The organism is Streptomyces sp. CNH189 (assembly GCF_000527195.1).
In genome coordinates, this window is sequence record NZ_AZUS01000030.1 from 1 (window position 1) to 20,333 (window position 20,333).

Below are 20,333 nucleotides of genomic sequence, written 5' to 3' on the forward strand. Positions count from 1 at the left end.
CGCCAGTCCGGCACGTCGATCCACGGCGAACACGCCCCCAGAGGCGGCAACCGGCAGCTGAAACGAGCGATGTTCCTCTCCGCGTTCGCGGCCCTCCACGATCCCACCTCTCGTGCCTACTACGACCGCTGCAGAGCCCGCGGCAAAACCCACACCCAGGCACTCCTCCGCCTCGCCCGCCACCGCATCAGCGTCCTGTTCGCCATGCTCCGCGACGGAACCTTCTACCAGCCGAGAAGCCCCCGACCTGCTTGACGAAAGACATAGAGGCACCCCCCCCGCCCGAAACCACGCCCGCACCGCACTCGCACCCACCGGGCGAGACCCGTCCCCGATGCCTGGGATATCCCCGCCCGCTCAGGGAACCCGCCGACACAGCGCTGCACGGCGACCACGCTCTACAGCCCCGGAACACCAGCACAATCCCTGAGATCACGAGGAGCACAGCGGACATGACCGTCCCCGAGGAGAACCGGCCGAAGACCCACGACACCGACGAGACCCTCGAGCAGCGGACCGAGGGCGACGCGCAGGCGCAGGGCGGCACCGGCCGGACCATGCGCGAGGCGCTGGAGGAGGCCGAGATCCGGCCCGACGACTACGAGGAGCGGTAGGGCATGCCGCTCGGATCACGCCGCGGGCGCGGGGACCCGGCGGTCCCCGGCCGCGCGGCCTGGTCCGAACGCCATGCCCGCCGCACCGCCCGCCCCCACGTCCCGACGCGACCGAGTTTCGGCAGGTGACAGCATGAGCGCCCTCAGCACGCTGGAAGAGGCACTGGAGAACCGATGGGAGGCGCTGTGGGCGCGGATGTTCGGGCGTGACCCGCTCGAACTCGTCGACGCCCTGCGGCGCGAGTGCGACAGCAACGCCGTCGTGTGCAACGCGGGACGGGTGATGGTGCCTAACGCCTACGACGTCGAACTGGCCGCCCCGGTGCACGAGGCGCTGACCCGGCGGGGCGACAGCGTCGGGCAGGTGCTGACCGACCGGCTGGCCCGGCACGCCGCCCGCCAGGGCTACGAGTGGGCGGGCCCCCTCACCGTGCACGTCCGCCGCTCCTCCGAGGTGCCCAACGGCCGTTACCGCGTGGCCAGCACGGTCATGCGGCATGTGAGCGCGGTCGGTTTCCGGCGCGCCGCCCAGCCGACCGACGGCTGAGTCACCCGCGGCTCCGCGTCCCCGAGCGTGGGCGCGCCCTCACCGCCGGTAGAGCGTGATCGAGTGTCCCACCTGGTCGATCCGCCTGCTGCTGTCGATGAGTTCGGCCAGCCGCCCGGTCGCCTTGGCCGCCGCGGAGTCCGACACCACGAGCACCCCGCGTACGTCCTCGGGCGCCGCCCGGCGCGGATCGTCGGCGTCGATCCCGTAGTACGCGGGCACGCCCGCCCCCTTGTACACCAGCCAGATCCGCTCGCCCCGGTAGCGTTCGTCCAGCCGGTCGGCGAGCCGGCCGAGGTCCTGCCCCCAGTCGACGTTGGAGTCGTGCAGGCGGTACCGGGTCTGCGCCGGTCCGCCGAACGCCTCGTTGGAGTAGGGCAGATAGTAGGGGAACGTCCGTAGCGAGCTGACGGCGACGATCGCCACCAGCGTGCCCGTCACCGCCTGCGTCCACCGCCACCGCACCAGCACCACGCACCCGGCGGCCACCGCGAGGAACATCGGCAGGAAGACGGCGTACCGGGTACCGAAGTCCCGCGACCCGTACATGGCCGCCGCCAGCAACACCGCGGGCGTCGGCAGCAGATACGACGCGGCGGGCCGCAGCGGGCGCAGTGCCGTCACGACGACCGCCCCCGCCGCCCACAGGGCCAGCGCGCCCAGCGGCGTCTTCACCAGCAGCGCCGCCGGCAGGTAGTACCAGAGTGACCCCGTGTACCACTCCCCGAAGAGGAAGCCCTGCCAGGGCCGGTTCTCCAGGCCGAACTGCATCCGCATGCCGTCCCGGAACGGCTCGGGGAGCGGCAGCAGCCGCACGGCGAGCCCGCGCATCCCGCCGACCTCGGGGATGTGGTGCGGCGGCCCCCAGCGCAGTCGTGGATCGACCGCCAGATACGCGGCCCACACCGCGGCGCACGCGACGAGCCCGAACACCACGGCACCGCCGGCCGCCCGGCCGAGCCGGCGCCTGTGCTCACCGGGAGTGGCCGACCACACCGATACGGCGGCCATGACCGCCAGTACCGGCAGCGCGGGCAGCACACTCATCTTCGTGGCCAGGGCGGCCCCGAACGCCGCACCGGCCGACGGCACATACGGATACGGCCGACGCCGTGCGCGCCACAACAGCCACACCGAGGTGAGCACGAACCCGGCGGCCGGCACGTCCAGCGTGGCCAGGGACCCGTGAGCGATCACGTCGGGGGAGAGGCAGTACAACCCGAGCGCGACCAACGCACCCGCGCGGCCCGCCAGTTCGCGGGCGAACGCGAACACCACCAGTCCGAACAGCAGGGTCAGGACGATCACCGGCAGCCGGGCCCAGAACATCACCCGCCAGGGGTCGTTGCCCGACTCGTACAGCAGTCGGCGCCCCAACTCGGTCTGGTCGCCGTCGAATCCTGGCTCCAGACGCGGATTGGCGACCGCCACCCCGGCGGCGATCACCAGCTTGCCGAGCGGCGGATGCTCCGCGTTGAACCGCAGGCTGTGCTCCTCCAGCTGGACCGCGGCCGTCCCCACGTACACGGGTTCGTCGATCGTCGGCGTCTGCCGCACGGCGGCGGTCACCATCGCCACCGTCATCTGCCCCAGCAGCAGGACCACCGTCACGACGACACCCCACCGCCGCACCGCACCCCGGAGCGGTGACCGGCCGCCACGGCCCGCGCCGTCGACGGCGACCGCGTCCGGTGCCCCCGCCGTCACAAGACCACTCATGGCCCCACTCTCGCACCGTCCCGCCACGCGCGACGCCCGTCCGGGTGATCCCCGGCCCCGCGCGCCCCGCGTCCGACCCCGCGTCAGCCGGCCGCGGGTTCCCCCGGGTCCCGGACCGGCGGCACCGACCGCCCGGCCGTCACCGCCGACTCCGGCACGACGAGGTCGGCGCGGTCCCGGGTCGCCGCGACCAGTGCGGCGTTGTGCTCGTCGGACCGCTCCACCCAGGCGACGGCCTCCTTATGGCTCTTGCCGAACTGTTCGTGGCGGGCGATCAGCCGCCGCAGTCGCTCCCGCTCGTCCGGCGCGCAGAACCACACCTCGTCGAGCAGCGGCCGCACCCGCGCCCAGGCGCCGGTACCGAGCAGCAGGTAGTTGCCCTCCGTGACCACCAGGCGCGCGGCCGGAGGCACCGGGATCGCACCGGCCAGCGGCTGCTCCAGGTCCCGTTCGAAGCCGGGCGCGTACACCACCTCGTCGTCGCCCTCCTCGCGCAGCCGCCTCAGCAGGGCCGCGTATCCGGCCGCGTCGAAGGTGTCGGGGGCGCCCTTGCGGTCCCGGCGGCCGAGCCGGTCCAGTTCGGCGTCCGCGAGATGGAACCCGTCCATCGGCACCCACGCCACCCAGGGCTCCCCGGCGCCGTTCAGCTCCCGCACCAGGCGCCCGGCGAGTGTGGACTTGCCCGCGCCCGGACTGCCGGCGACGCCGAGGATCGCGCGCCGCCCGCCCCGGGACAGGGCGCGGGCACGGTGGAGAAGGTCGTCGAAGGTCAGCGCCACACGGCAGAGTGTGTCACCCGGCGGGCCGCACCACCCGTGTGGCCCGCGCCACTCACTGTCCGGCGCCGTACGGGGAACGGTGTCGGGTATGACGGATCTCGGTCTGCCCGAAGACATCGAGGCGTGCCTCTTCGACCTCGACGGCGTCGTCACGAAGACGGCCGTGGTGCACGCCACCGCCTGGAAGGAGATGTTCGACGCCTTCCTGCGCGAGCGGGACGGCGACGCCTTCACGCCCTTCACCGGCGCCGACTACGACGCGTACGTGGACGGCCGGCCGCGCGCCGACGGCGTGCGCACCTTCCTCGGCTCGCGTGGCATCCGGCTGCCCGAGGGCGTTCCTGACGACCCGCCGGACGCCGCCACCGTGCACGGCCTGGGCAACCGCAAGAACGAACTGCTGCTGGAGAAGATCCGCACCGACGGCGTGGAGCCCTACGACAGCACCCTGCGCTACTTGCACGCGGTCCGCGCGAGCGGACTGCGCACCGCGGTCGTCTCGTCCAGCGCCAACTGCCGTGACGTGCTGCGCTCCGTCGACGCCGAGGACCTCTTCGACGTACGGATCGACGGCGTCGTCGCCGCCGAGCGCGGACTGCCCGGGAAGCCGGCGCCCGACACGTTCCTGGCCGCCGCCCGCGACCTCGGTGTCGAGCCGGCGCACGCGGCCGTGTTCGAAGACGCGCTGGCGGGCATGGACGCCGGACGCGCGGGCCGCTTCGGTCTCCTCGTCGGCGTGGACCGCGTGGGCCAGACCGACGCACTGTACGCGCACGGCGCCGACCGGGTCGTCACCGACCTGGCCGAACTCGGAGGTGAACGGTGAGCACCGACCGCTGGTACGACATCGACCCCTGGACGGTCCGCGAACGCGGTCTGGACCTGGAGCGGCTGCCGCAGAGCGAGTCGGTGTTCGCGCTGTCCAACGGCCACGTCGGCTGGCGCGGCAACCTCGACGAGGGCGAACCCCACGGCCTGCCCGGCTCCTACCTCAACGGCGTCCACGAACTGCACCCCCTGCCCTACGCCGAGGCCGGCTACGGCTACCCCGAGTCCGGACAGACCGTCATCGACGTCACCAACGGCAAGGTGATCCGGCTGCTGGTCGACGACGAACCGTTCGACCTGCGCTACGGACGCCTCGTCCACCACGAACGCACCCTGGACCTGCGCCGGGGGACACTGACCCGGGTCTGCGAGTGGACCTCCCCGGCCGGGTCCACCGTCCGGGTGCGCTCCACGCGGCTGGTCTCGCTCACCCAGCGGGCCGTCGCCGCCGTCGCCTACGAGGTCGAGCCGGTCGACAGCCGCACCCGCGTGGTGCTGCAGTCCGAACTCGTCACCAACGAGTCCCTGCCGGGCCCGGACGGCGACCCGCGCGCCGCCCGAGCCCTGCGGTCCCCGCTGGAACCGGAGGAGGACTTCGCCCAGGACCGCCGGCTGCGGCTGGTGCACCGCACCCGGCGCAGCGGACTGCGGGTCGCCGTGGCCGCCGACCACGTCGTCGACGGACCCGACCGCACCACCACCGACTGCGAGAGCAACGTCGACCTGGCCCGGCTGACGGTCACCTCCGTCCTGGAACCGGGGCAGCGGCTGCGGGTGGAGAAGCTCGTCGCGCACGGCTGGTCCGGCGCCCGCTCCCGGCCCGCGATGAGCGACCAGGTGGAGGCGGCGCTCGCCGCCGCCGCGCACAGCGGCTGGCAGGGCCTCCTCGACGAACAGTGCGGCTACCTCGACGCGTTCTGGGCCCGCGCCGACGTGGAGGTCGACGGCGACGAGGAGATCCAGCAGGCCGTGCGCTTCGCCCTGTTCCATGTGCTGCAGGCGGGCGCCCGCGCCGAACAGCGGGCGATACCGGCCAAGGGCCTGACCGGCTCCGGCTACGACGGGCACGCCTTCTGGGACACCGAGGTGTTCGTGCTGCCCCTGCTGATCTGCACGGTGCCGCAGGCCGCCGCCGAGGCGCTGCGCTGGCGGCAGAGCACCCTGCCCGTCGCCCGCGAGCGCGCCGCGCAGCTGGGCCTGCGCGGGGCCGCGTTCCCCTGGCGCACCATCGAGGGCTCGGAGGGCTCCGCGTACTGGCCGGCCGGCACCGCCGCCTTCCATGTCAACGCGGGCATCGCCGACGCGGTGGTGCGGTACGTCCAGGCCACCGGCGACGAACGCTTCGAACGCGACACCGGTGTGGAGCTGCTGGTGGAGACCGCCCGGCTGTGGCGCTCCCTGGGCCACCACGACGACCGGGGCGTCTTCCACATCGACGGCGTCACCGGGCCGGACGAGTACAGCGCCGTCGCCGACGACAACACGTACACCAACCTCATGGCCCGGGCGAACCTGCTGGCCGCCGCCGACGCCTGCAAACGCCACCCCGACCGGGCGGCCGGGCTCGGCGTCGACGAGGAGGAGAGCGCGAGCTGGCGCGACGCGGCCGAGGCCGTGCACCTGCCCTACAACGAGGAACTCGGGGTGCACGAACAGCACGCGGGCTTCACCCGCTACCAGCGGTGGGACTTCTCCGGCACCGGCGCCGGCCACTACCCGCTGATGCTGAACTTCCCGTACTTCGACCTCTACCGCAAACAGGTGATCAAACAGGCCGACCTGGTGCTGGCGATGCACACCCGCGCCGACTGGTTCGAGGAGCGCCACGACGAGGAGCAGATCGCCCGCAACTTCGCCTACTACGAGCCGCTGACCGTCCGTGACTCCTCCCTGTCCGCCTGCGTCCAGGCCGTCCTCGCCGCGCGCACCGGACACCTGGAACTGGCCCACGCCTACACCGGCGAAGCCGCGCTGATGGACCTCGCCGACCTGGAGCGCAACACCCGCGACGGGCTGCACATCGCCTCCCTGGCCGGGGCCTGGACCGCCCTGGTGGCCGGGTTCGGCGGCATGCGCTGGGACGGCGACGGCCTCCGGTTCGCCCCCCGGCTGCCACCCGGACTGCGCCGGCTGGCCTTCACCCTGGGCCACCTCGGGCGGTGCCTGCACGTGGAGGTCACCGCCGACCGGACCACGTACCGGCTGCGTTCGGGACCGCCGCTGACGCTGCGTCACCACGGCCGTGAGCTCACCGTGCGCGTGGACGCCGCCGTCGAGGGCCCGGTCCCGGTGCCCGCCCCGAGGACGTCGCCCGAACAGCCCCCGCACCGGCGCCCGCACGCACGCTGACCGGGCCGCCCCGGCACCGGAGGGGAACGTTTGGCCGTGTACCGTCTGCACGATCGCATCGGCCGGGTTAGCTTGGCCCATGATCCCTGGACATCCGGCTTCCCCGGGGCCCGTGGCCCGTACGAACCGTGGGACCCGGCGGCCCTGCCGCGTGGCAACGAAGGACGGACGATGACCCAAGGCGCCGACGCCCCGCCGACCGTGACACGGCGGCCCGAGGAGCGGTCACGCCCGGACAGCCCGCGGCGCCTGCACGGCGCGTGGCCGCTCGCGGCCCTCGCCGCCGTCTTCACGGTCGCCCAACTCGCGCTGGTACGGCCCGTGCTGGGCCTCGGCTGGGACGAGATCGTCTACACCAGCCAGGTCACCACCCACCACCCCGCCGCGTTCTTCAGCGCCCCCCGCTCCCGGGGCGTCTCCTTCCTGGTCGCGCCCGTGGCGTCCTGGTCCGACTCCACCGCCCTGCTGCGCGTCTACCTCGCCGTGCTCTCCGGCCTCGGCCTGTTCCTCGCCCTGCGCGTCTGGCGCGGCCTCTTCCCGACCCGCGTCCTGGTCGTCGCCGGCGCCTTCTTCGCCTCCCTCTGGGTGACCCTCTTCTACGGCCCGCAGGCCATGCCCAACTACTGGGTGGCGATCGGCGCGCTGGTCGCCGTCGGCGCGTACCTGCGCCACCGTGACGACCCCGCGGCCCGCGGCCCGCTCTGGGCCGTCGTGGCGGGCGCCGCGCTCATGGCGTGGATGCGCCCCACCGACGCCGTCTGGGTCTCGCTGCCCCTGCTGGTGTTCGCCGCGGTCGCCCGCCGCCCGCGCTTCCTCGCGGCCACCGTGGGCGGCCTGCTGGCCGGCGGCGTGCCCTGGGTGATCGAGGCGTACGTGGCGTTCGGCGGCCTCTCGGAGCGGCTGGCGGAGGCCTCCCGCATCCAGGGCGGCCTCGGCCTCCACATGGCCGTCGACGACCAGCTGCGCAGCCTGGGCGGACGTGCCCTGTGCCGTCCCTGCACCGGGTCGATGCCCCACCCGGTGATCACCCTGTGGTGGTTCGTGCTGCCGCTGCTCGCCGTGCTCGGCCTGGTCGTCGCCGTACGGGCCGGCCGTGCGCTGCGCACCGCGGTACCGCTGGCCTGCGCCGTGGCCGCGGCGGTGCCGTACCTGTTCACCATCCAGTACGCGGCGCCCCGCTTCCTCCAGCCCGCCTACGCGCTGCTCGCCATCCCCGTCGCGGACGCCCTGTGGCACCTGGTCACGGCGCCGCGCGGGAAGTGGCGACCGGCCGTCCGGGCCGTCGTCGCGCTGGGACTGGCGGGCCACCTCGTGGTGCAGCTGACCGTCCTGGCACACACCGTGGACCGCTCCACCGCCGGCCGTGAGGACTGGGCCCGCACGGCCGACGGACTGCACCGGCTCGGCGTCGAGCCGCCCTGCCTGATCACCGGGCACGAGTCCATCCCCATCGGCTACTACACAGGCTGCTCCTCCGGTGCGACCGCCGGGAACAACGAGAACATCACGGTCGCCGGCATCCTGCGCACCGCCGAGGACAAGCCGGTCGCCGATATCACCCGCACCGGCAGCCTGCCGCCCCGGTACGCCCGTTCCTGGCCCGTCCACCGGGTCGAGGACTACGACATCCGCATCGCTCCCGGTTCGGTGGACGCACCGCGCGGATGAGGCGGCGCACACCCCGGGTGTGCCTGTTTTCTCCGCAGGTAGGACGGCTGGCGGGGTTAGAGATCGCCTGACGGGAAACGCGGATCCCACATACGAGACCGCGTACGCCGAAGCAGCGCGACAGGGAGGACGCCATGGGCTCCGAACCGATGGGGGACGACGTCTACCAGCCCACCGGGGACAACGAGCAGCAGGAGGACGGCGCGCCGCTCGACATGCAGGACGCCCTCGACGAGCGGGACTACGACGACATGCTCGACGAGGGCTACTCACCGCCGGAGAAGGCGGTGGGGGTCACCAAGCACGGCATCACGGCGGCCGAGCAGCACGACGGGGAGACCCTGGACGAGCGGCTGGCCCAGGAGGTGCCGGACCCGGCCACGCCCGACGGCGACGGGGTCGGTGACCTGCCCGGCGGCGAGGGCGAACCCGTCGACGCGGAGGCGGGCACGGACCGGGCGGGACGCCTGGTCGCCCCGGACGAGGGAGCCCACAGCGATGTCACCAAGGAGTCCGTCGCCGACGACGTGGGCGTCGACGGCGGTGCGGCGGGCGCGGAGGAGGCCGCCATGCACGTCGTGGAGGACGAGACGGAACTCCCCGAGTAGGGCCGGGGAGGCCAGGCCAGGCCAGGCCGCCGGTAGCCGGGACGTCCGGGAACCGTTGCCGAACGCCGTCGGCCCGGTGCGCGCTGGTGCACCGGGCCGACGGCGTTCCGCTGCCCGGACGCGGCCGGGGGAGCGGTGAGGTGAGGGGATCAGGGAAGGATCTTCTCCATCGCGGAGGGCCCCTCCTCGGCCAGCTTCCGCTTGGCCCACTCGAGGTTCTGCGGGGTGAGGTCCTTGCCGCTGGCCAGAACCAGGTCCTCCGGCGACACGTCGCCGCCGGTGCGGGTGTGGAGCAGGCTGTCCGGGGTGGCGCGGTCCTCGGTCTGCCGGGACGCGTCGGGCTGGGACGTCGACATCTTCTGGCTCCTCGGGGTCCGGAACGCTGGTACGGCCCCGGTGCCGGGCACCGGGTCCGTTACTCAGCCTTCATCGCGGAGGCCCGCCGCGCATCCGGAGCACCCACGGCGCCCTGGGCGAGCGCCCGAGACCCCCTCGGTGCGGAGCCTCCCGTGCCTGCCGGGGTACCTCTCCGGGCCCCGGGGAAACCTGCCCCCGTCGGGAGGCCCGCATCCCGACGGGGAGCCCGCTCACCCGAAGGGCGTGAGGGTGAGCCGCAGGGCGGTCGGCGCCGTGTCCTGGATGTACGAGGCGAAGTCCGCCACGTCGTCGAAGGCGAACCCGTACGCCCGGCCGTCCTCGGTGGCCGCGTGCATGGCCTTGGAGTAGTGGTTGGTCAGCTCGGTCAGGTAGAACCGCGCGGGGTCGGTGGTCGGCTGCTCGGGATGGCTGAGCAGCGTCGAGCGGTTGAAGCCCGCGCCGAGCACCGCGGCGACCGGGCCGGTGGTGCCGTCGTTGGGGGCGGCCAGAGCGCCGTCGCAGAACAGCACGTCACGGGTGGACGGCTTGTCGAACGCGACCTGGGCGGGCCCGTCGAAGGTGAACAGGTCCCCGCGCACCCGCCCCGTGAAGGTGCCCGCGTTGGTGGTGATCGTGAGGTCCCGTCCGGTGTAGGTGCTCCACACCTCGTCGATGTACGGGGCGAAGTAGTCCTCGGCGAACAGACCGGCGTCCAGGCCGTGACCGGGCGCGATGATCCGGGTGTCGTCCACCACCAGCCGGGAGTACCCCTCCGTCTCCTTGACGGCGGCGAACGCGGCCGCGCGGCCGCCGGGGCGCACCGTGCCTGTGGTCTGCTCGTCGGCACCGGTGAGCCGGATGCTCAGCGGCACGCTGAACATGTCGACCATGGTGGTGTTGCAGAACAGACCGGCGGAGTTGTAGGTGAACTCCGCGCAGTCGTGCAGCACGCCGAAGTTGGGGTCGGAGGAGACCCAGCCCGCCGGGTACTGCAGCGCCGCCGCGCCGGTGCCGTCCGCGACGGCCTTGAACTTCAGCTTCTCGCCGAGGGCGACGTAGATCCGGCCGGACATGTACGGCAGTGACAGCGTTGTCTCACCGCCCGACAGGCTGATCGCGTAGTCGGTGAAGCCGTCCGCACCGTTGTCGGCGAGGTCGATCGGGGCGAGGGCGCCGTCGGGGGTGAGCCGGACCTGGCGGCCGTCGGCGTTGCCCACGACGTACAGGTGCACCGAGGCGTTGTCGAAGGCGCCGCTGTCGTTGACGATCGTCAGCGGCAACGATCCGGCCGCCTTCGTGCCGGCTCGCCCGTCGGACTGGCCGGCGAGGGCGTGGGGGGCGATCGCCGCCGCCGCGGGCAGGGCCACGGCGGCCCCGCCGAGGGCGAAGAGGAGCTTGCGGCGGCCGAGGGTGCGCTGGTGCCGAGGAGTCATGTGGGGGGTCTCCAGAGTGCTCGTGCGGGTTGCGGTCGCGGTTGCGGTTGCGGGTCGGGCGCGGGCCGACCGGCCCCGGGGGCGCTAGTGAGAGCGCTCTCGCAGCGTGCGTCGGGACCCGCGCGGCACTGATGGTAGGGACCACGGACCCGCCCGCCAACGGGTCCGACTTGTCCTCAAGACCCGCTGACCTGCGCTTACTTGAATGCACGACACAGCACGCACGATCGCTTAACCGGTCCTTAAGGATCGTTTAAGCCGGCCCCGGCCCGACGGTCACGGAGCGCACCGGCGGCACTCCGCTGCGCACCCGTCGTACGGCGCGGCCGGCCGTGGTGCCGTCCCGGCGCGGAGCGCCTCAGTGGGTGCCGCTGTGCAGCAGCGTCTCCGCCGCGGCGAGGATCCGGGTGACCTGGAAGGCGAACGCCGCGTCGCACGGGTGCGGTGTGCCGGTGCCGGCCGCGGTGAGCAGCGCGTCGACGGCCCGGCCGAGCGCGGGCACCGCGTCCTCCGTGGCCTCGGGGAGGACGGTGATCCCTGCCTCGCCCCGCAGTTCGACCATGGCGCCGGCAGCGGCCGGGGGAGCGGTCAGGCTCAGGGTGCTGCTGCTGGACGCCCCGCTCGCGTGGTCCAGGACGAGGTGGACGGTGTCCCCGGGCCCGTACGCCGCCGCCGTCACCCGCCGCGGGTCGCCGAGCACCGGGAGCAGCACGGACAGGGCGTGCGGACCCACGTCCCACAGGGCGCCCTTGTCCTGGCGCCAGGGCGAGGCGGCGAAGGGGTTGCCGTCGGAGGTGAACACCGCGCCGAGCCACTGCGCCCGCCCGGTGAACCAGCCGCCCACCCGGGCCTGTTCCTCGATCCACGCCTGCGGCTCCGGCTGGAAGCGGGTGGTGAAGAAGACCACGGAGGCCACGCCCGCCGCCTCGACCGCCTCGACCACCGCACGCCCCTGCGGCACCGTCGGCGCGAGCGGCTTGTCCAGCAGCAGATGCCGGCCCGCCCGCGCGGCCCGCACCGCGAGGTCGGCCTGGACGGCCGGCGGCAGCGCCACGGCGACCGCGTCCACGTCGGCCAGCAGCGCGTCGACGTCGCCGTACGCGCGGACGCCGTGCAGCGTGGCCAGTTCCTGGGCGGCCTCCGGCCTGCGCCCCCATACGCCTGCGAAGTCCACGTCCGCGTGCCCGCTCAGCGCGGGGGCGTGCGCCGCCCGCGCCCACGGGCCGGTGCCGAGCAGTCCGATCCGCATGCCGCCGCCTCTCCCCGGGCCGGTGTCCGCCGCCGGGCCTCCCTGTGCGCCGCGTCCCGCCGGCGCGTGTCCGGCCTGCACGATGATCCCTTCTGGAACACCGTGTCAACCGCCCGCCGGCCCGCGCGCGACGGGCCGGGACTCAGCCCTGCCGGGTGTTGATGTTGACCATCCACGGAATGCCGAACCGGTCCGTGCACATCCCGAAGACGTCGCCCCACATCTGCCGCTCCAGCGGCACCGACACCTGGCCGCCGTCGGACAGCTTGTCCCAGTAGCCGCGCAGCGTGCCCTCCTCCTCGCCGCTGAGGCTCACGGCGAAGTTGTTGCCGGAGGTGTGCTCCATGCCCGGCGGCATGTCCGAGCCCATGAGCGTGAAGCCGTCGGCGGTGGCGGTGAGCATGCCGTGCATGATCTTGTCGGCGTGCTCCGCCCCGGCGCCGCCGGTCTCGCCGAACGTGTGCATGTCCAGCTCGCCGCCGAAGACCTCCTTGTAGTACTCCATCGCCTGCCGGGCGTTCCCGTCGAAGTTGAGGTACGGGTTGAGGAGCGGGGCCATGGGAACCTCCCGTAAGCGGGGCGAAAGGGGCAACTCCGCGCAGCGTAACGCCGGGTCCGGACACCCGCCCGGCGGAGGGGCCCGACCGGATTCAGCGCCCCGCCTGCTGAATCCGTTCGCTTTCTTCTATTGGATTTCCCGGCCCGCGGCGACCAGGCTGGTACGCGCTTTCCACAAGCGCAGCACGACAGCCGGAAGGGGCTGACGCACCATGCACACCCGTCGTATCGGTGAGGTCGAGGTGTCCGCGATCGGACTGGGCGGCATGCCCATGTCGATCGAGGGGCGTCCCGACGAGGCCCGTTCCCTGGCCACGCTGCACGCCGCCCTGGACGCGGGCGTCACCCTGATCGACACCGCGGACGCCTACCACCGGGACGCCGGGGAGGTGGGGCACAACGAGAGCCTGATCGCCAAGGCGCTCTCCACCCACGAGCGGGGCGGTGACGTCCTGGTCGCCACCAAGGGCGGCCATCTGCGCCCCGGTGACGGCAGCTGGACCCTCGACGGGCGCCCGGAGTACCTGAAGCGGGCCTGCGAGGCGTCCCTGCGCCGGCTGGGCGTGGAGGCGATCGGCCTCTACCAGTTCCACCGGCCCGACCCCCGCGTCCCGTACGCCGAGTCCGTCGGCGCGATCCGCGACCTGCTCGACGAGGGGAAGATCCGCATGGCGGGCGTCTCCAATGCGAACCCCGAGCAGATCCGTCTGGCCCAGGAGATCCTCGGCGGGCGCCTCGTCTCCGTGCAGAACCAGTTCTCGCCCGCGTTCCGCTCCAGCGAGCCGGAGCTGGAGTTGTGCGACGAGCTCGGTGTCGCCTTCCTGCCCTGGAGCCCGTTCGGCGGCATCTCCAAGGCCGGTGAACTCGGTTCCACCTACGCGCCGTTCGCGCGCGTGGCGCAGGAGCACGGGGTGAGCGCGCACCAGGTGTGCCTGGCCTGGATGCTGGCCAAGTCGCCGGTCGTCGTGCCCATCCCGGGGGCGAGCCGCCCGGAGTCGGTCCAGGACTCGGTGCGCGCCGCCGACCTGGTGCTGGGCGCCGAGGAGATCGCGGAGCTCGACGCGGCCTGAGCCGCCGTTCCCGCGCCCGGCGCCCCCACGGGCGCCGGGCGCCGTTTCGCGCGCGTCCGGGTGGGTGCGGCGCGCCGGGCCGGTGCGGACACCCGCTCGGAGGTGCTGGTGCGGGAGGCGGCGCTCGCCCGGCTGCCGCGCGGGCGCACCACGTTCGTCGTGGCTCACCGGCTGTCCACCGTGCGCGGTGCCGGCCGGATCGTGGTGATGGCCGACGGCGCGGTCCAGGAGGTGGGCACGCACGAGCCGCTGCCGCGGCGCGGCGGTACCTGCACCGCGCTGCACAGCGGACATGACCTGACGGTCCGGTCATGGAGCGAATGTTTTCGGTCACATTCGGTCAGTAGCGCACAGGAAGTGTGTGCTTCCGCCTCTCTCGGGCATACGCAGCGAAAACACGAACGAGAGGGGCACTCCGTGCACGTACCGGATCCGAAGGTCGTCAGACACCTGCTGACGCGATACGCCACACTGCGGATCGCGCAGGCGGAACGGCATTCAACGGCGCCGGCGCGCGAACTGGACGACGTCACCGACGCGCTCCGCGCGCTGACGGGCGCGTCGTCCGTCCACGAGGCCGTCGAGCGCGCCGACGACCTGCTCGCCGGCGCCGGCCGGTCACCCGAGGGCGACGGGGAGAGCGGCCTGTCCCTGGCCGTCTGAGGCGGACGGCCGCCCGCCCCGCCGGCCGGTGCCGGCGCGCCCGCCCTTGAACGACGTGCGGTAGGCGTACGGGGTCGTGCCCACCACCTTGCGGAACCGCTCACGGAACGCCGTGGGGGACCCGAACCCCGCCTGCTGGGCGATCCGGTCGACCGTGTGGTCGCTGTTCTCCAGCAGGTACTGGGCGCGCCGCACCCGGGCCCGCAGCAGCCACTGCAGCGGAGTGGTGCCGGTCTGCTCACGGAAGCGGCGGCTGAAGGTGCGCTCGCTCATGCCGGCGCGCGCCGCCATCCCGGCCAGCGTCACCTCGTGCGCGAGGTTGTCCTCGATCCACTCCAGCAGCGGCTCCAGGTCCGAGCCGCGCGGCACGGGCGGGTGCTCGTGCACGATGAACTGGGCCTGCCCGCCCTCCCGTTCCAGCGGCATCACGGACATCCGGGCGGCGTTCGCGGCCACCGCCGAGCCGAGGTCCCGGCGGATCATGTGCAGGCACATGTCCAGCGCGGCGGCGGCCCCCGCCGAGGTGAGGATCTGGCCGTTGTCCACGTAGAGCACGTCCGGCTCCACCTCGACCAGAGGGAACGCCCGGGCGAACTCCTCGGCGGCCACCCAGTGCGTGGTGGCGCGCAGCCCGTCCAGCAGCCCCGCCTCCGCCAGCACGAACGCTCCCACGCACACCGAGGCGATCCGGGTCCCCGCCCGGGCCGCCTCCCGCAGCGCGGCCAGGACCGCCGGGGAGGGTGGGGGGGCGCCCGGCGCGCGACCCGGCACGACGACCGTGTCGGCGTCGGCCAGCGCCTCGAGGCCGCGGTCGACGCGCAGCACGAAGCCGCCGTCCGCCGCCACCTCCGGCCGCTCGGCGCACAGCCGCACGCGATAGGGGCTCCTGCCGTCGGGCAGCCGTGTGAAGTCGAAGACCTGCATCGGGGCCGCCATGTCGAACGGCACCACGCCATCGAGGACCAGGATCGCCACGGAGTGCATGAACGCCACGATAAACGGATTCCCGCCACCCCCACGAACGCGGGATCCGGCGGAGCGGCGCCCGGACGCCCTGGCGACAGGCGTTGGCGGGAATCCGTGGGGAACTGTCGATCCGGCCGCTGTGCGGCCACCTCGAAGATCCCTAGCGTGAACCGGGCACCGCCGATCACACCAACGAAAGAGTCCCGGTGACCAAGCTGCTCCTGTCCCTCCACGTCCTGGCCGCCATCGTCGCCGTCGGTCCGGTGACCGTCGCCGCCAGCATGTTCCCGCCGGCCGTACGCCGCGCCCTGCCGGCGGACGGCACCGGCCCCGTCCCACGGGCGGCGGGCGCCGTGGAACTGCTCCACCGCATCTGCCGCGTCTACGCCGGCCTGGGCATTCTCGTACCGGCGTTCGGTCTCGCCACCGCCCTCGCGATGGGCGTCCTGGGCGACGCCTGGCTCGTCGCCTCGATCACCCTGACCGCCGTCGCGGCCGGGGTACTCCTCGCCCTCGTGCTCCCCCGTCAGGAGGAACTCGTCGGGCAGGTCGCCGAGCGGACGCCGGCCGACCGGCAGAGCACCGTGCAACTCGCGATGTTCACCGGTGTGTTCAATCTTCTGTGGGCGACCGTCACGGTGCTCATGATTGTCCGCCCCGGTTCCAGTACGGGTGCTTGACGCCCGGAACGCGCACTTCACCCCCGTTGGCCGCCTAGACTCGGCAGTCGCGACCCCGCGCCGGGGCCGCCGAGCAGAAAGGCACGTTGCGGGTGTTCCAGGATTCCCCCATCTACGACCGACTCATCGCGGAGTGCGGCGACGTGCCCGCACAGGTACGCCGCGAGGCCGAACGCGTCAGCAGGGAACTGGAGCTGGTCATGCGGCCCCTGCAGTCGCCCGGCCACGGCTCCGGGTTCGACCGGCCGCAGGCCCCGGGCAACGGCTGGCAGCGCGCCGCCCTGCTCCCCGGGCCCCGGCCGCACTGACCGGCGCCGGCGCGGTGAGGCGCCCTCACCGCGCCGTGGTGCTCACCCCGTCCAGCTCGGCCGGCTCGTCGGGGACGGGGCGGGACAGCCACTCGGCGATGGTCCGCGCGATCGGCTGTTCCGTCTCCACCTCCACGAACCCGAACTGCCCCGACTGGTTGCACTCCAGGAACCACCAGGTCCCGTCCGCGTCCTCCGCGAAGTCGAAGGCTCCGTACGCCAGTTGCGCCCGGGCCATGTAGTCCAGCACGGCCGTCGCGGTGCGCGCCGGGACCTCCACCGGCTCCCAGGGCGACCCGGGCGCGGCGAACCGCACGTCCACCACCTCCGGATCGGCGTCCGGCGGCGTCGTCTTGCGGGCCGCCAGCAGCCGGTCGCCCACCACGGTGAGCCGGATGTCGGCCCGTTTGGCGATCCGCCGCTGAAGCAGCGTCGGCCCGTAGGCGACCGCCGAGAAGTCCGCGTCCGGCGCCACCCTGCTGGTCGGCACCGCCCGCGGCGGATCCTGCGGATGCGCCCCCGACACCGGCTTCACCACCAGGTCCGGGAAGCGCTCCGCGAACTCCCGCGCGGCACGCGGGAACGTGGTGATCACCGTCGCCGGCACGGGCAGCCCGCACCGCTGGGCCAGGCGCAGCTGCCACGGCTTGTGGCGGGCCTGCCGCGCCGCGTCCGGGTGGTTCATCCACCGCGCGTCGCAGCCGCGCAGCATGCCGTAGAGCGCCTGTGCCGCCTCCTCGGTCAGCCAGCCGGACGGCTGCGGCGCGCGCTCGGCCGGCGTGCCGGGCCGGCGCACCCACACCGACCGCAGCCCGCCGATGCTCACCAGCCGTCCGCCCGCGGACAGATGGCCGCGGAAACGGCCGTGGACGTACTCGCCGGACAGCGAGACGCCCCCGGTCAGATCGGCGGGGTCGAGCCGGACCACCGGCACGCCTGCGCCGTTCAGATGGACCACCACCATGTCGGCGGTCACGTCCTCCTCACAGGTGAGGATCAGCACGGTCATGGTCTACGGTCCGCGATCAGTCGTCGAAGTGGGTCTTGGAGCCCGCGGTGGACGTCGTCGTCCCCACCTCGCGCAACAGGGCATGGTCGCAGGCCGCGATCCGTCCGTCACCGAGGACGTTCAACTGCAGTCCGGAGTCATACGCATACGGAGTGGCAACTGCCAACTCCACCGCCGGACGGGCGTAGTTGAGCGCGAACGGTTGCATCGTCTCTCCCTCGTCGGTGCTGCGCCGATCAGGCAACGGCCTTCAGGGCGCCGTCGCTTGGTCCGCCGACTTGCGTTGGCTTCCAGAGACTTATACGAATCGAACGGGTGGTTGGTTTCCTTACGGAGCGTAATCATCGGCGGGTTCCCGTACCGGCCGCCGTCCGGGCACTCCGGGCACCCCCGCGCCGAGGGAGCCACGCATGGTGCGCAGAGCGAGCAGAAGGACACCGATGTCGTCCAGATACACGGGATCGGGCAACAGATCGGCCGGCAGCACCAGATAGAGCACCGCGCCCCAGAACACCCAGCGGGGCCCGGTGGGCAGCCCCGCCCGCCGCAACTCCCGCCGCGTACGGACCAGACGGACCAGCAGAGTCACGGCACCGGCCAGCACCACGGCCGCGAGAAGCGCGGCGACGGCCCACATCGCAGTGGTCGTGTCCAACGAAACTGCCCTCCCTTCCGACGGCCGCGTGCCGCGGCCTCGCGCCGCGACACAGTCCTCGAAGAAACGGATTCCCGCTCAGCGCCCCGGTATGGCGGCGGGGACCGGCCATGCGCGCAGGCGACCGTTGCCCCGTGAACAACACCCGAAACACGGAATCGTCGCAGGTCATCCCGGTGGCTCAGTCAAGTGGCAGCACGTTGTGGGGGAGCCTAGTAATGGTCATCAGTCTTCCCCTGGAGTCGATCATGACCACTTTCTCCTCGTCCCCCTCGAACGAACCGGGCATACCCGTCGACGCGGCCGCCACCCCGCCCGCCGGCACGACGGGCAGCTCGACCGGCGCGCACCGGCCGGAACCGGCGTGGGCGCGCCCGCCGGCGGCGGACCGCACGGCGCCGGCCGACAGGGAACACGGGCACGGCCCGGCGGACGCCGGCCGGCCGTGCGAGACGGCCGACGAGAGCCGTCCCCGCCGCCCGTTCGACATGGGGTACTCGCGCGATCCCGCGCACGGCAACCATCCGCGTGATCCCGTCGACCCACGGGATCCCGTCCACGCCGACGGGCACCGCGACCCGGTGGCCACGGTCGATCTCGTGGACCCGGTGGAGGCGCCCCGGGACGCACGAGGGCCCCAGGACCCGCGAGTGGCCCGCGAGCCCCGGGACCCGCGCGACCCCGTCGGTCCACCGGGGCCCGCGCACCCCGCCGGCCCGGCGACCGAGACTGCGACCGCGACGGGGCGGGCGTACGCCGATCCGGTCAGCGACCTGGTGCACGCCGCCGTGTCCGACCGGCCCCTCGAAGAGGTCGTCGACCTCATCACCGCGCTCGAACGGTCGCCCGAGCACACCCGCGCCGTCGTCGACGCGCTGCGCGCCGCCGGTGTCGACCGGTCCGTGGAGGACGTCACCCGGCTGGTCGCCCTGCTGACCCGCCCGCCCCGCGACGCCGCCAGCGCGGACGAGACCATCCGCGCGGCCGCCGCCCACCGCTCGGTGGAGGACGTGACCCTCCTGGTGGCGCTCCTGCACAACGAGCCCCTCGCGCCGCACTGCCGTGAGGAGGCACTGCGCGCCGCCGCCACCGGCCGCTCCGTCGACGAACTGGTCGAACTGATCGACCGTCTGGCCGCACAACGGCCCCCCGAGCACCTGCGCGTCGCGGCGGAGGCCGAGACCCGGACCGCGCACGAGCCGGTCCCCGGGGAGCAGCAGGGAGACGCCGGGCCCGACGCCGCGCGCGCGGCGGCCCCCCGTGGCGGTCTGCGTGCCGCGCGCCGGAAGCCCGCCGCGCGGAAGAGCAGCCGCCGCACCCCCCGGCCTTCCCGTCGCCCCGGCACCGTCGCCAGGTCCGCGATCTGGACGAGCTGGCTGGCCGCCGCCGCCCTCGCGGTCTGCGCGGTCACCCACTTCCCGCTGCAGCGTGACGGCGTGTCGCTCAACGTGCACGCCCTCGCCGTCGGCCTGTCGGTGCTCTGCACGGTGCTGGCGCTGATCCTGGTGGTGCGGCCCGCGGTGGTCGTGCTGGTGGGAGGGGTCGTGGTGCCGTCGGCGCTGGCCGTCGCCCACGCGTACGGCGGGTCGTTCTCCGACGCCGCCCTGCCCAGGGCGGCCGACCTCGCCCTAGCACCTGCCTGGCTGGCCACCTCGGCCGCCGTCGCGGCGGCGCTGCTGGCCCTGGCGGCCCTGGTGGTCCGCGTGGCCGCCCCGGCCCCGGGCACCCGCTGGACCCCCTGGCCCCCGGCCGAACCCCACCACGCGACGGACTGACCACCGCGCACCCCGGCCCCGGACGGCCGGCGACTGCCGCCCCGGGGCCGACCCCCGCCGCGACCGGAGGCCCTCGCGACATCCGGCACGGCGCCGGTGGCTCGGACGCCGGTCGACGGACCGGCGTCCGACGGCCCCGGGGTCGTCACCTGATCCCGTCTCAGCTGTCGGCCCGGTGGCCGGTTGGTGTGCCGTCCGGTCCGGCGCCCGGTGCCCGGCGTCCGGTGCCTGGACGTCGGGCGGAGGCTGACACCTCCAGCTCAGCTGCCGAGCCGACGACCGATTGCCGTGACGTCCCGCAAGGCCCCGGAGCTCCGGCAACGTCGCCTGATCCCGCCTCAGCTGCCGGTCCGGTGGCCGGTTGGCGTAGCTTCCGGTGCGGCCCCGGTGCCTGGACGTCGGGCGGCGGGCTGACCGGTGACGGATCGCGGCCCAGTGGTCGTCACCTGGCTCAGCTGCCGAGGCGACGGGCGTCTGCCGTGGTTTCCGGTGCGGTGC

21 protein-coding genes and 2 pseudogenes are annotated in these 20,333 nt (G+C 73.7%); 13 read left to right on the forward strand and 10 right to left on the reverse strand.

Translation table 11 applies throughout. The features are described from left to right. The 3 genes and pseudogenes from B100_RS0130895 to B100_RS0130905 form a co-directional block, all read left to right on the forward strand. Positions 1-255 (forward strand): annotated as a pseudogene (locus tag B100_RS0130895) (IS110 family transposase); the annotation flags it as partial. A 197-nt stretch (positions 256-452) separates the two neighbouring features. Then, positions 453-614 (forward strand): hypothetical protein, encoded by a 162-nt coding sequence (locus B100_RS37375; RefSeq protein ID WP_199785308.1) that lies wholly within the window; start codon positions 453-455, stop codon positions 612-614. A 133-nt stretch (positions 615-747) separates the two neighbouring features. Then, positions 748-1,161, forward strand: a complete 414-nt coding sequence (locus B100_RS0130905; RefSeq protein WP_024888244.1) for a DUF3662 domain-containing protein — start codon at positions 748-750, stop codon at positions 1,159-1,161. 39 nt (positions 1,162-1,200) lie between these two features. Here the strand turns inward: B100_RS0130905 and B100_RS0130910 are convergent, their stop codons facing one another. Then, complete coding sequence (locus B100_RS0130910) at positions 1,201-2,880, reverse strand: phospholipid carrier-dependent glycosyltransferase (RefSeq protein WP_078541275.1); 1,680 nt, start codon at positions 2,878-2,880, stop codon at positions 1,201-1,203. An 83-nt stretch (positions 2,881-2,963) separates the two neighbouring features. Then, positions 2,964-3,659 (reverse strand): nucleoside/nucleotide kinase family protein, encoded by a 696-nt coding sequence (locus B100_RS0130915; protein ID WP_024888246.1) that lies wholly within the window; start codon positions 3,657-3,659, stop codon positions 2,964-2,966. A gap of 88 nt (positions 3,660-3,747) precedes the next feature. Between B100_RS0130915 and B100_RS0130920 the strand changes: the two genes are divergently transcribed. The 4 genes from B100_RS0130920 to B100_RS0130935 all read left to right on the forward strand — a co-directional run bounded on the left by B100_RS0130920 (position 3,748) and on the right by B100_RS0130935 (position 9,112). Further along, a complete protein-coding gene (locus B100_RS0130920) occupies positions 3,748-4,485 on the forward strand; it encodes a beta-phosphoglucomutase family hydrolase (protein WP_024888247.1) in 738 nt (245 codons plus the stop codon). After that, positions 4,482-6,836 (forward strand): glycosyl hydrolase family 65 domain-containing protein, encoded by a 2,355-nt coding sequence (locus B100_RS0130925; protein WP_024888248.1) that lies wholly within the window; start codon positions 4,482-4,484, stop codon positions 6,834-6,836. The genes B100_RS0130920 and B100_RS0130925 overlap by 4 nt, the downstream gene beginning before the upstream one ends. A 171-nt stretch (positions 6,837-7,007) precedes the next feature. After that, the gene (locus tag B100_RS0130930; protein ID WP_024888249.1) at positions 7,008-8,504 is read left to right on the forward strand and encodes a hypothetical protein; all 1,497 of its coding nucleotides are present in this window, start codon (positions 7,008-7,010) and stop codon (positions 8,502-8,504) included. A gap of 134 nt (positions 8,505-8,638) precedes the next feature. Continuing rightward, positions 8,639-9,112, forward strand: coding sequence for a DUF5709 domain-containing protein (locus tag B100_RS0130935; protein WP_024888250.1), 474 nt, complete (start codon positions 8,639-8,641; stop codon positions 9,110-9,112). Positions 9,113-9,261: 149 nt separating this feature from the next. On the opposite strand, the gene B100_RS0130940 is transcribed toward B100_RS0130935, so the two are convergent. The 4 genes from B100_RS0130940 to B100_RS0130955 all read right to left on the reverse strand — a co-directional run bounded on the left by B100_RS0130940 (position 9,262) and on the right by B100_RS0130955 (position 12,710). Then, a complete protein-coding gene (locus B100_RS0130940) occupies positions 9,262-9,468 on the reverse strand; it encodes a hypothetical protein (RefSeq protein ID WP_024888251.1) in 207 nt (68 codons plus the stop codon). Between the two features lie 231 nt (positions 9,469-9,699). Further along, positions 9,700-10,902: a glycoside hydrolase family 64 protein gene (locus B100_RS0130945; RefSeq protein ID WP_024888252.1), complete on the reverse strand. Its 1,203-nt coding sequence runs from the start codon at positions 10,900-10,902 to the stop codon at positions 9,700-9,702. Positions 10,903-11,260: 358 nt separating this feature from the next. Then, on the reverse strand, positions 11,261-12,151 hold the full coding sequence (locus B100_RS0130950) for a Gfo/Idh/MocA family protein (protein ID WP_024888253.1): 891 nt from the start codon (positions 12,149-12,151) through the stop codon (positions 11,261-11,263). 142 nt (positions 12,152-12,293) lie between these two features. Continuing rightward, entirely contained in the window at positions 12,294-12,710 is a 417-nt protein-coding gene (locus B100_RS0130955; RefSeq protein ID WP_024888254.1) for a VOC family protein, read from the reverse strand. A 211-nt stretch (positions 12,711-12,921) separates the two neighbouring features. On the opposite strand from B100_RS0130955, the gene B100_RS0130960 reads away from it, so the two are divergent. The 3 genes and pseudogenes from B100_RS0130960 to B100_RS0130965 all read left to right on the forward strand — a co-directional run bounded on the left by B100_RS0130960 (position 12,922) and on the right by B100_RS0130965 (position 14,442). Beyond that, on the forward strand, positions 12,922-13,779 hold the full coding sequence (locus B100_RS0130960; RefSeq protein WP_024888255.1) for an aldo/keto reductase: 858 nt from the start codon (positions 12,922-12,924) through the stop codon (positions 13,777-13,779). Positions 13,780-13,863: 84 nt separating this feature from the next. After that, positions 13,864-14,070: pseudogene (locus tag B100_RS36050) on the forward strand (ABC transporter ATP-binding protein); the annotation flags it as partial. A gap of 126 nt (positions 14,071-14,196) precedes the next feature. Further along, complete coding sequence (locus B100_RS0130965) at positions 14,197-14,442, forward strand: DUF5133 domain-containing protein (RefSeq protein ID WP_024888256.1); 246 nt, start codon at positions 14,197-14,199, stop codon at positions 14,440-14,442. On the opposite strand, the gene B100_RS0130970 is transcribed toward B100_RS0130965, so the two are convergent. After that, positions 14,398-15,426, reverse strand: a complete 1,029-nt coding sequence (locus tag B100_RS0130970; protein ID WP_024888257.1) for a helix-turn-helix domain-containing protein — start codon at positions 15,424-15,426, stop codon at positions 14,398-14,400. The genes B100_RS0130965 and B100_RS0130970 overlap by 45 nt on opposite strands. A 188-nt stretch (positions 15,427-15,614) precedes the next feature. Here B100_RS0130970 and B100_RS0130975 point away from each other — a divergent pair, with 188 nt between their 5' ends. Together B100_RS0130975 and B100_RS0130980 are read left to right on the forward strand one after the other, a co-directional pair. Continuing rightward, positions 15,615-16,088 carry a membrane protein gene (locus B100_RS0130975; RefSeq protein ID WP_024888258.1) on the forward strand — a complete coding sequence of 158 codons (474 nt, stop codon included), beginning with the start codon at positions 15,615-15,617 and terminating at the stop codon, positions 16,086-16,088. Positions 16,089-16,180: 92 nt separating this feature from the next. Beyond that, complete coding sequence (locus B100_RS0130980) at positions 16,181-16,396, forward strand: hypothetical protein (protein WP_024888259.1); 216 nt, start codon at positions 16,181-16,183, stop codon at positions 16,394-16,396. A 25-nt stretch (positions 16,397-16,421) separates the two neighbouring features. On the opposite strand, the gene tgmB is transcribed toward B100_RS0130980, so the two are convergent. From tgmB to B100_RS0130995, 3 genes are all read right to left on the reverse strand, one after another. Then, entirely contained in the window at positions 16,422-17,405 is a 984-nt protein-coding gene (gene tgmB, locus B100_RS0130985) for an ATP-grasp ribosomal peptide maturase (RefSeq protein WP_024888260.1), read from the reverse strand. 16 nt (positions 17,406-17,421) lie between these two features. Next, entirely contained in the window at positions 17,422-17,613 is a 192-nt protein-coding gene (gene tgmA / locus B100_RS0130990) for a putative ATP-grasp-modified RiPP (protein ID WP_004935783.1), read from the reverse strand. Between the two features lie 120 nt (positions 17,614-17,733). Further along, a complete protein-coding gene (locus tag B100_RS0130995) occupies positions 17,734-18,060 on the reverse strand; it encodes a YkvA family protein (protein WP_024888261.1) in 327 nt (108 codons plus the stop codon). A 248-nt stretch (positions 18,061-18,308) separates the two neighbouring features. Here B100_RS0130995 and B100_RS36055 point away from each other — a divergent pair, with 248 nt between their 5' ends. Continuing rightward, on the forward strand, positions 18,309-19,835 hold the full coding sequence (locus B100_RS36055; protein ID WP_158686760.1) for a hypothetical protein: 1,527 nt from the start codon (positions 18,309-18,311) through the stop codon (positions 19,833-19,835). The last annotated feature ends 498 nt before the right edge of the window (positions 19,836-20,333 follow it).